This is a genomic window from Streptomyces atriruber, from assembly GCF_001418325.1.
Taxonomy (GTDB): Bacteria; Actinomycetota; Actinomycetes; order Streptomycetales; family Streptomycetaceae; genus Streptomyces; species Streptomyces atriruber.
Genome location: NZ_LIPN01000071.1, coordinates 1 through 9,452 on the forward strand (window position 1 = coordinate 1; position 9,452 = coordinate 9,452).

Annotated in this window: 8 protein-coding genes; 2 read left to right on the top strand and 6 right to left on the bottom strand. The window is 70.9% G+C overall.

The window, feature by feature from the left end:
• Positions 1-149: 149 nt before the first annotated feature.
• The 4 genes from icmA to AOK03_RS08630 form a co-directional block, all read right to left on the bottom strand.
• Positions 150-1,850, bottom strand: coding sequence for a coenzyme B12-dependent isobutyryl-CoA mutase large subunit (icmA, locus tag AOK03_RS08615; protein WP_055564580.1), 1,701 nt, complete (start codon positions 1,848-1,850; stop codon positions 150-152).
• 74 nt (positions 1,851-1,924) lie between these two features.
• A complete protein-coding gene (locus tag AOK03_RS08620) occupies positions 1,925-2,257 on the bottom strand; it encodes a DUF3817 domain-containing protein (protein ID WP_055564581.1) in 333 nt (110 codons plus the stop codon).
• A 76-nt stretch (positions 2,258-2,333) separates the two neighbouring features.
• Positions 2,334-2,843, bottom strand: coding sequence for a MarR family winged helix-turn-helix transcriptional regulator (locus AOK03_RS08625; protein ID WP_055564582.1), 510 nt, complete (start codon positions 2,841-2,843; stop codon positions 2,334-2,336).
• 10 nt (positions 2,844-2,853) lie between these two features.
• On the bottom strand, positions 2,854-4,092 hold the full coding sequence (locus tag AOK03_RS08630; RefSeq protein ID WP_055564583.1) for an MFS transporter: 1,239 nt from the start codon (positions 4,090-4,092) through the stop codon (positions 2,854-2,856).
• Between the two features lie 93 nt (positions 4,093-4,185).
• Here AOK03_RS08630 and AOK03_RS08635 point away from each other — a divergent pair, with 93 nt between their 5' ends.
• The gene (locus AOK03_RS08635; RefSeq protein ID WP_055564584.1) at positions 4,186-5,187 is read left to right on the top strand and encodes an ArsR/SmtB family transcription factor; all 1,002 of its coding nucleotides are present in this window, start codon (positions 4,186-4,188) and stop codon (positions 5,185-5,187) included.
• A 69-nt stretch (positions 5,188-5,256) separates the two neighbouring features.
• On the top strand, positions 5,257-6,282 hold the full coding sequence (locus tag AOK03_RS08640; RefSeq protein ID WP_055564585.1) for a glycoside hydrolase family 6 protein: 1,026 nt from the start codon (positions 5,257-5,259) through the stop codon (positions 6,280-6,282).
• Between the two features lie 18 nt (positions 6,283-6,300).
• Here AOK03_RS08640 and glxA read toward each other — a convergent pair whose 3' ends face one another.
• Positions 6,301-8,268, bottom strand: coding sequence for a radical copper oxidase GlxA (glxA, locus tag AOK03_RS08645; RefSeq protein ID WP_055564586.1), 1,968 nt, complete (start codon positions 8,266-8,268; stop codon positions 6,301-6,303).
• Positions 8,269-8,271: 3 nt separating this feature from the next.
• On the bottom strand, positions 8,272-9,452 hold a 1,181-nt coding region (locus tag AOK03_RS08650; RefSeq protein WP_055564587.1), incomplete at its 5' end, for a glycosyltransferase family 2 protein.

Here is a 9,452-nt window from a genome sequence, read left to right on the forward strand (position 1 = left end):
AAACCGACTCCCGGCACGAGGGACTGACCCAGGGGCGCGGGGAACTGCACAAAAAGGCCCACGACCCGCAGACGAGCGCGCACGGACAGCCCCTCAAGGGGCGCGGGGAACTGCGCAAAAGACCCGCCTCCCGCAGCCGGACGAACCCGCTAGAAGCCCGGCGGCTCCACGTACACGCCCCACTCATCGCGAAGCACCCCGCAGATCTCGCCGAGCGTCGCCTCCGCCCGTACCGCCTCCAGCATGGGCGCAATCATGTTGGCCCCGGACCGCGCCGCCGCCAGCATCGCGTCGAGCGCGCTCCGGACCACCGCGTCGTCACGCCGCCCCTTGCGCCCCGCGAGGTCCCGGACCTGATCGCGCTCCACCTCGTGGCTGACCCGGAGGATCTCCAGGTCGCCCGTGACCGAGCCTTCGAGGCAGTTGACGCCGACGACCCGCTTGTCGCCCTTCTCCACGGACCGCTGGTACTGGAAGGCGGACTCGGCGATCTCGCCGGTGAACCAGCCGTCCTCGATGCCCCGCAGGATGCCCGAGGTGATCGGGCCGATGGGGTGCTGCCCGTCCGGCTGCGCCCGGCGCCCCCGCTCCTTGATCTGCTCGAAGATCTTCTCCGCGTCGGCCTCGATGCGGTCGGTGAGCTGCTCGATGTACCAGGAGCCGCCCAGCGGGTCGGCGACGTTCGCGACGCCCGTCTCCTCCATCAGCACCTGCTGCGTACGGAGCGCGATCTCCGCGGCCTGCTCGCTCGGCAGCGCGAGGGTCTCGTCCAGGGCGTTGGTGTGCAGGGAGTTCGTGCCGCCGAGCACCGCGGCGAGCGCCTCCACCGCCGTGCGCACGACGTTGTTGTACGGCTGCTGGGCGGTGAGCGAGACACCGGCGGTCTGCGTGTGGAACCGCAGCCACTGGGCCTTGTCGCTCTTGGCGCCGTACTCATCCCGAAGCCAGCGGGCCCAGATGCGGCGGGCGGCACGGAACTTGGCGATCTCCTCGAAGAAGTCGACGTGCGCGTCGAAGAAGAAGGAGAGGCCCGGCGCGAAGACGTCCACGTCGAGCCCGCGGCTCAGGCCCAGCTCCACGTACCCGAAGCCGTCCGCCAGCGTGTACGCCAGCTCCTGCGCGGCCGTCGCCCCGGCCTCGCGGATGTGGTAGCCGGAGACCGAGAGGGGCTTGTACGCGGGGATGTCGCGCGCGCAGTGCTCCATCAGGTCGCCGATGAGGCGCAGGTGCGGCTCGGGCTGGAAGAGCCACTCCTTCTGCGCGATGTACTCCTTGAAGATGTCGGTCTGCAGCGTGCCGTTCAGGGTGCCCGGGTCGACGCCCTGCCGCTCGGCCGCGACGAGGTACATGCAGAAGACGGGCACGGCGGGGCCGCTGATCGTCATCGACGTCGTCACGTCGCCGAGCGGGATGTCCTTGAAGAGGACCTCCATGTCGGCGGCGGAGTCGATGGCGACACCGCAGTGGCCGACCTCGCCGAGCGAGCGCGGGTCGTCGGAGTCGCGGCCCATCAGGGTCGGCATGTCGAAGGCGACGGAGAGGCCGCCGCCGCCGTTGGCCAGGATCATCTTGTAGCGCTCGTTCGTCTGCTCGGCGTTGCCGAAGCCCGCGAACTGGCGGATGGTCCAGGTCCGGCCGCGGTACCCGGTGGGGTGGAGCCCGCGCGTGAAGGGGTACTCCCCGGGCCAGCCGATCCGCTCGAACCCGTCGTACGTATCGCCGGGCCGGGGCCCGTAGACGGGGTCGACCGGGTCCCCGGAGAGCGTGGTGAAGTCCGCGTCGCGCTTGCGGGCCTTGTCGTAACGGGCCTGCCAGCGCCGGCGGCCTTCCTCGATCGCTTCAGCGTCCATGCCTTCGAATTTACTAGGACGTCCTAGTAAAAGTCGATGCCCAACCGCCACGGACCTGTCCGTGGCGGCGGAGGTTACGCCTTGGCCGTGGCCGGGGAGCCCTTGACGATCAGCGGCTCCACCTCACGGACGACCTTGCGCTCGACGAAGAAGGCGGCGGTCGGGATCGTGCCCGAGACCAGCACCCACAGCAGCTTCCCGAACGGCCACTTCGCCTTGGAGCCCAGGTCGAAGGCGAAGATCAGGTAGATGATGTAGAGGACCCCGTGAACCTGGGAGACCACCAGGGTCAGGCCCTCGCCCTTGTCGAAGCCGTACTTGGCCACCATGCAGGCGCACAGGATGAGGAGCATGACGGCGGTGACGTAAGCCATCACCCGGTAGCGGGTCAGCACGCTGGATTTCATGGCTACGAGCGTAACGGCCCGTAATGCGCGATCTTCGCCGCCCCCGGCCCGGGCGGAACGGCCGGGTCCGACGGCCCTACTTCTCCTCGAAGTCCTCCGCGGCCACCCGCAGGGGCCGCAGCATCGCGAAGATCTCCCCGCACTCCTCCGCGTCGTACACCCCGAGCCCGAAGTCCATCGCCATCAGCTCACGGGTCGCCGCCTCGACGACCTCGCGGCCCTTCTCCGTGATGGAGGCGAGCGTGCCGCGGCCGTCGTTGGGGTTCGGGCGCTTGTCGACCAGGCCGGACTTCACGAGGCGGTCCACCGTGTTGGTGACCGACGTCGGGTGCACCATGAGCCGCTCGCCGATCTTCGACATCGGCAACTCGCCCGCCTGCGAGAAGGTGAGCAGGACCAGCGCCTCGTAGCGCGCGAACGTCAGTCCGTACGGCTTGACGACCGCGTCGACCTCGGCGAGCAGGATCTGGTGCGCCCGCATGATCGAGGTGATCGCACCCATGGCCGGGACGGATCCCCAGCGCTGCTTCCAGAGCTCGTCGGCGCGGGCGATGGGATCGAAGGGGAGGCTGAGCGGCTTCGGCACGCCATCGACCTTACCCGCCGGTCACATGCTGGTCAGCCCCGTCTCGCAATTCGGTCGAACGTACCTCCGCCACCAGGAGCAGACAGCAGAGCGTGCCGAGCACGCCCGCCCCGGCGACGACCGTGCTCACCGCGAAGAACTCCGCGGCCAGCCCCGCGAGCGCCATGCCGACGCCCTGGATCGTCATGAGGCCCGCCGTGTGCACCGTCATCGCGCGGCCCCGCAGCTCGCCGGGCACCGCGTCGACGAACCAGCGGTCCAGGCCGAGGGTGTAGGCCGAACCGGCGCCGGCGAGCGCGAGGGCCGCGAGCGCGGGGACGAGGCCGGGCGTGACCGCGTACACGGTGAGCGGCACCAGCGTGAGCGAGGCGAGCGGCAGCACGATGCGGGCGCGCGCGGACGCGGACAGCGCCGACCCCGCGTACAGCTCGGCGGCGATGGTGCCCACCGGCAGGGCGCACATGAGGAGCCCCACACCCGCGACGCCGACGCCGATCTCGTCGGCGTAGGGCGCGGCGAGCACCTCCGGGGCGACCAGGAACATCGGCGGCACCCAGAAGAGCAGCAGGAGGGCCCGCACGCGGCGGTTGCCGAGCACCTCCCGTGCGCCGCCCAGCGAGTAGCGCACGAGCGCGCCGCCGCCGCTGTTCCCGCGCGCGGGCCGCCGCTTCGTCCCGCACCGCAGCAGCAGCGCGGACGCGGTGAACGTGCAGACGGTGATGACGAGCGCCCCGCGCGGTGTCACGAAGGTGAGGAGGACGCCGCCGAGCCCGAAGCCGACCAGGACGGAGCTCTGCGAGACGATCCGCAGCAGCGAGCGGCCGAGGACGAACAGGTCGCCGTCGCCGAGGATGTCGGTGAGGGTCGCCATGCGCGTGCCGTTGAAGACGGGCGAGACGAGGGCGATGACGCAGCGCAGCGCGAGCAGCCCGGCGACGGGCGTCGCGGGCAGCGCCATGAGGCCCGCGCACCCCGCGCACACGATGTCGCAGCCGACGAGCACCCGTCGCGGCGGGTACCGGTCGGCGATCCCGGACAGCAGAGTTCCGCCCACCAGGTAGGGCAGCATGCCGAGCGCGAAGGTGAGGGCGCTGAGCAGCGGTGATCCGGTGAGGCCGTAGACCAGGACGGTCAGCGCGATCTCGCTGACGACGACGCCGAGCAGGGAGAGCGCGTGCGCGGTGAAGACGGCACGGAACTCCCGGACGGCGAAGACGCGGGTGTAGCCGGTGGGCTCTGCGGAGGGCATGACCGCAGCCTCACGCGGGGGCGCGCGCTGCCCTAAAGTTTCGGGCTCGGGCGAATCTTCGACGCACCGACCTTCGACGCAACGAGGGGCTCCGTGCCGTTCCACATCCACTTCGGGCAGGACGATCTGCTGCGCTGCCGGTTCGCGGTGTCGCCGTTGTGGGAGACGCAGGAGGCCGTACGCACCCTCAAGCGCCCCGAGCGGCACGCCTATCACCCGCAGTGGCTGCGCCGGATACGCGAGGCGGGCCGTGGCCTCGACCTCTCCGCGCTCTGGCTTCTGATGCCGCGGCGCGGGCACTCCCCCGACTTCCTCGGCCCGCCGCCGATCGGTCCCGCGGCCCGCTTCGATGAGGAGATCGCGGGGGTCCGCGCGTCCGATCCGGTGGCCGCGCGGGACGACATGGCGCGGGCGCTCGCCTGCACCCCGGGTGCCGCGGACTCCGCGCGGGGGCGGGCGCTGCTCGCTGATCCGGCGGCGGCGGTCCGGGAGCTCGCGGACGCCATGGAGGCGGCCTGGCACGCGCTGATCGAGCCGGACTGGCCGCGCCTGCGCGCGCTGCTGGAGGCCGATGTCGCCTTCCGTTCGCGGCGGCTCGCGGAGGTCGGTCTCGGCGGGCTGCTGCCGGAGCTGGACCGGCGGCTGCGGTGGGACGCGGGCAGGCTCACCGTCGAGTGGCGCGACGAGCACGTGCGGCATCTGTCGGGGCAGGGGCTGATCCTGATCCCGAGCGTCTTCTCCTGGCCGGACGTGGTCAGCGGGTTCGATCCGCCGTGGCAGCCGACGCTCGCCTATCCGGTGCGGGGGATCGCGGGGCTGTGGGCGGAGCCGACGGAGCGTACGCCCGAAGCGCTCGTACGGCTCCTCGGCCGCGGGCGCGCCACCGTGCTCGCCGCGCTCGACGCGCCCGCCACCACGTCGGGGCTCGCGCACCGCCTCGGGCTCGCGCCGTCGTCCGTGTCGGCGCATCTGACGGCGTTGCGGGGCGCCGGGCTCCTGGTGTCGCGGCGGTACGGGCACCAGGTGTTCTACGAGTGCACGCCGCTCGGCATCGCCCTGGCCACCGGGGGCGGTGTGGCACAAGAGTTTGACTAGTCCTTTATGTAACGATTGCCGGGCTGACTGACCGTCACCGCCACTGTCACCGTCGCCCAAGGGGGCTGGATGCACCGGCTGCTCCGCACGTTCACGGCACTGGCGGCGTTCGCCGCCCTCGGGCTCCCGGCGGGCTGCTCCTCCGACTCCGCGTCCGGCGCGAAGGAGGAGGCCGCCGTGCGCGGACCCGCCACCGGCACCGAAGGGCCGTCCCGGGGCGCGTTCTGGGTCGACCCGGACAGTCCCGCCGCCCGCCAGGTGCAGCAGTGGGAGGAGCAGGGCCGCGCGCGGGACGCCGAGGCCCTCAAGCGCATCTCCGAGCAGCCCACGGCCGTGTGGCCCGCCGGGGACGACCCGGCGCCCGACATCGCGCAGGCGACGCGGGGCGCGGCGCGGGAGGGCCGCACGGCCGTGCTCGTCGCGTACAACATCCCGCACCGCGACTGCGGCCAGCACTCCGCGGGCGGCGCGGGCAGCGCGGGCCACTACCGGAACTGGGTGAACGAATTCGCCGCCGCGATCGGCGACGCGCCCGCGCTGGTCGTCCTCGAACCCGACGCGGTCCCGCACATCGTGGACGGCTGCACCCCGGCCGAGTACCACGCGGACCGCTACCAGCTGCTGTCGGAGGCAATCCAGCGGCTGAAGCGGCAGCCGAAGGTGAAGGTGTACCTCGACGCGGGGAACCCCGGCTGGATCTCCGACGCGGGCAAGCTCACCGAGCCCCTGCGGAAGGCGGGCGTCGCGGAGGCCGACGGCTTCTCGCTGAACGTCTCCAACTTCCAGAGCGACGGGGCGATCAAGGCGTACGGCCGCACGCTGTCGGCGACCGTCGGCGGCAAGCACTTCGTCATGGACACCAGCCGCAACGGCCGGGGGCCCCTGGCGGGCGACCGCCAGGACGCCTGGTGCAACCCGCCGGGCCGCGGCCTCGGCACCCCGCCGACCGACCGCACCGGCGACCCGCTGGTCGACGCCGTCCTGTGGATCAAGCGCCCCGGCGACTCGGACGGCCCGTGCCGGGGCGGCCCGGCGGCGGGCCAGTGGTGGCCGGACTACGCGCTGGGGCTGGCGCGCAATGCGAAGGCGGCCTGAGCGGGCCGCCTCCGGTCCTCAGCCGTCCGTGCCGACGTGCACCCACTTCGCCTCGGACGACGTGCCGTCCTTGTCCGTCACGAAGAGCATGTACCAGCCCGGCGGGACCAGGGCCGTGTCGCCCCGCGGCACGTCCACCGTCACCGAGCCCTTGCCCTTGCTGAGCCCCAGCGCGATCGAGCGCTGCTCGACGTCCGTCGTGTGCGTCACCGCGCTCGGCCGCATCAGCCGGGCCGACGCGATGTTCTCGGGGTGGTCGGTCCGGAACGTCGCGCGGCCGTCCGCCGCCAGCTGCTCGGGCCCTTCGCCGAGCACCGGGCGCTGCTCGCCGCCGCGGTGCAGCGAGGGCGGCGTGAAGATCTCCATGCGCTGCTCGAAGTGGCCGAGCTTGGTGTTCTGCTCGTTGTCGTAGAGCGGGTCGGAGCCGAACGTGGCGACCCGGCCGTCGGGCAGCAGCAGTGCCTCGGAGTGGTAGTTGCGGCCCACCTCGGGCGACGCCGCCGTCTGGAAGGCGTTCGTCCTGGGGTCGTAGAACTGCGCCTTGTGGATGTTGCTGGCGCTGCGTCCGCGGTAGTCCGATGCGCCGTTCGTCGTGAACACGGAGTCGTTCGGCATGAGGACGCTGTTCAGATAGCGCGTGCCCTGCGGGAGCGGGGGGCCGGTCTTGAAGGACGGGTTGTCCTCCTTGAGGTCGATCACGGCCGTGCGCCGTGTCGACTTCTCCGACTCGCCCACTCCCCCGCCGCCGAGGATCATCACCTTCTGGTCCTGCGCGGGCGGCAGCAGCACGGACGCCGACGTCTCGGTCTGGTCGAGGTCCTCCAGGCCGGGGACCTTCTCGAACTTGTTGGTGTCCAGGTCCCACAGGCCCGGCTCGCGGCCCTTCTCCGCGGGGCCGTAACCGGCGTTGGACGCGGGGTAGAAGAGCTTTCCGCCCTTGGTGAGGAAGAGCGCGGGGTACGTCGGGAAGTACCGCTTGGGCCCGTCCGTCCACTTCTTCGTCTTCGGGTCGTAGATCTCGTTGTCGCCCGGGTCGACGACGCCCACGTCGTCGAGTCCGGAGACCGCGAGCACCTTGCCGTCCTCCAGGCCGACGAGCGTCGGATACCAGCGGGCCTTGTCCATCGGCTCCACCGGGATGTACTTCTCGGCCTCGGGGTCGAACTCGTACGCCGCCTTGATCCCCTGGAAGTCCTGCTTCTCCATGTCGATCTTCTCGGCGATGCCGTAGGTGTTGTCGGCCTCTTCGCCGGTCAGTCCCTCGATCTCGTACTGCGCGGACTTCTCGGTGACCGACTGCTCGCCGTCCTGGACCGCCTCCACGAAGACCCGCGCCTCACTCGCCTTGACCTTCGTCTTCCAGGGCTGCATGACACCGGACTTGGAGTACGTGATCTCGAAGTCGCGCTTGGCCTTCGGCACTTCGACGTCGAACTTGCTGACGTACTCGACGCCCGACGGGGAGCGGAACGTGGTGCCCTTCTTGAGGACCACCGGCTTGTCGGGGTTCTCGTTCTTCACGCGCATGCCGCCGCCGGCCCGCTCCACCTCGCCGTCGAGCAGCTCGTAGCGCGCGGTACCGCCCGCCACCAGGAGCCGCCCGTCGGGGAGTTGGGCGTGCCCCGAGCAGAAGAAGTCCTCGGGCGTCCTGATCTTCTTGAACGTGTCGTTCTTCGGATCCCACAGCACGGTGTCGAAGGAGCCCGCGTCGAACTTCTTCTGCTCGTTGCCGGACCCCGCGACGATCAGCACCTTGCCGGTGTGGAGCAGCGCGGCGTGAATGGCGTTGGTGCGGAACTCCTCGGGGATGTCGACCTGCTTCCAGGAGCCGTACTTCTTCTTGTAGCCGGGCTGGGAGATCTTGTACGCGTGGTACTTCTCCTCCGCGAAGGAGAGGGCGGCGGGAGCGTTCAACCCGACGAGCAGTGCGCCCGCGCCGACTCCGATGAGCGTCTTCCTGGTGCGCTTCGAGGGCCGGTAGGCCATGGGTCAGTTCCCTCCTGTCGACGTGCCGGTGGCGAACGCCGGCTCCGGCTCGCCCTCCGCGGGTGCCTCTCCGCGCAGGCCAGACCGCTGCACCCGCAGGCCCTCCTTGCGCGCCTTGCGCTCCCTGAGGAGGCCGAAGGCCCAGATCGTGACCGGCGCCAGCGAGATGACCATCGCGAGGACCGCCCAGGTGCGCATCGCCACGTGGGTGTGGCCCAGCACGAAGGAGGCGGTCAGCGAGCTCGCCAGCACGACGGCCCAGAAGAGATGGATGCGGAAGGTCAGGAGCCGGTCCGGGCTCGCGTCACCGCCCTTGGGCGTCACGACGAAGCGGCTGGGCCTGCGCAGGACGGCGGCGCCGAGCGACTTGGCGTAGATGGGCGCGGAGAGCGCCGACATCGCCATGCCCGCCAGGCCTCCGGAGCCCTCGGGCTCGTGCGGGGAGACGTTGTGCCTGCGGTTCCAGAGGTAGAGCCCCACCTGGAGGGCGGCCGCGTCGCTGTAGAGCATCAGCCAGACGGACGCGGCGACCTGCGTCCCGGAGGCCCCGAACCAGAGGAACAGCACGCAACTGAGAATGCCGAGGAGCCAGTTGACGGCGGTCATGGGGTAGTACACGAGCATCAGCGAGTACGAGAACAACCGGCCGGGCGGCATCGTGAACGGTGCCTTCCAGTACTGCTTGAACAGCGTCTCGTACGTGCCGCGCGACCAGCGCATCTGCTGCGTGAAGAAGTCCGTCCAGGAGGCCGGTCCCTCGCCCACGGCCAGCACGTCGGGGGTGTACACCGACCTCCAGTGCCGCTTCGTGGCCGGGTTGCGGTGGCGGTGCAGCTCGAAGCCCGTCGCCATGTCCTCGGTGATCGAGTCGTAGAGGCCGCCGATCTGGGTGAGGGCGCTGATCCGCACGACGTTGTTGGTCCCCACGAACATGGGGGCGCGGTAGCGGTTGCCCGCGCGCTGGATCAGCGCGTGGAAGAGGAACTGCTGGGACTCGGCCGCCTTGGTCACCGGGGTGTCGTAGTTCCCGTACACCTGCGGGCCGACGACGAACGCGACGTCCGGGTCGCGGAAGTAGCCCATCATCCGCTCCAGGAAGTTGGGGAGCGGTACGTGGTCCGTGTCCACGGAGGCGAAGAAGTCGTACTCCTGGTGGTGCATCGCGAGCCAGGCGTTGTAGTTGC

What these genes read in the sequence shown, in the direction of transcription:
- icmA (WP_055564580.1), bottom strand. Translation starts at nt 1,850, where the DNA reads ATGGACGCTGAAGCGATCGAGGAAGGCCGCCGGCGCTGGCAGGCCCGT.
- AOK03_RS08620 (WP_055564581.1), bottom strand. Translation starts at nt 2,257, where the DNA reads ATGAAATCCAGCGTGCTGACCCGCTACCGGGTGATGGCTTACGTCACC.
- AOK03_RS08630 (WP_055564583.1), bottom strand. Translation starts at nt 4,092, where the DNA reads ATGCCCTCCGCAGAGCCCACCGGCTACACCCGCGTCTTCGCCGTCCGG.
- AOK03_RS08640 (WP_055564585.1), top strand. Translation starts at nt 5,257, where the DNA reads ATGCACCGGCTGCTCCGCACGTTCACGGCACTGGCGGCGTTCGCCGCC.
- glxA (WP_055564586.1), bottom strand. Translation starts at nt 8,268, where the DNA reads ATGGCCTACCGGCCCTCGAAGCGCACCAGGAAGACGCTCATCGGAGTC.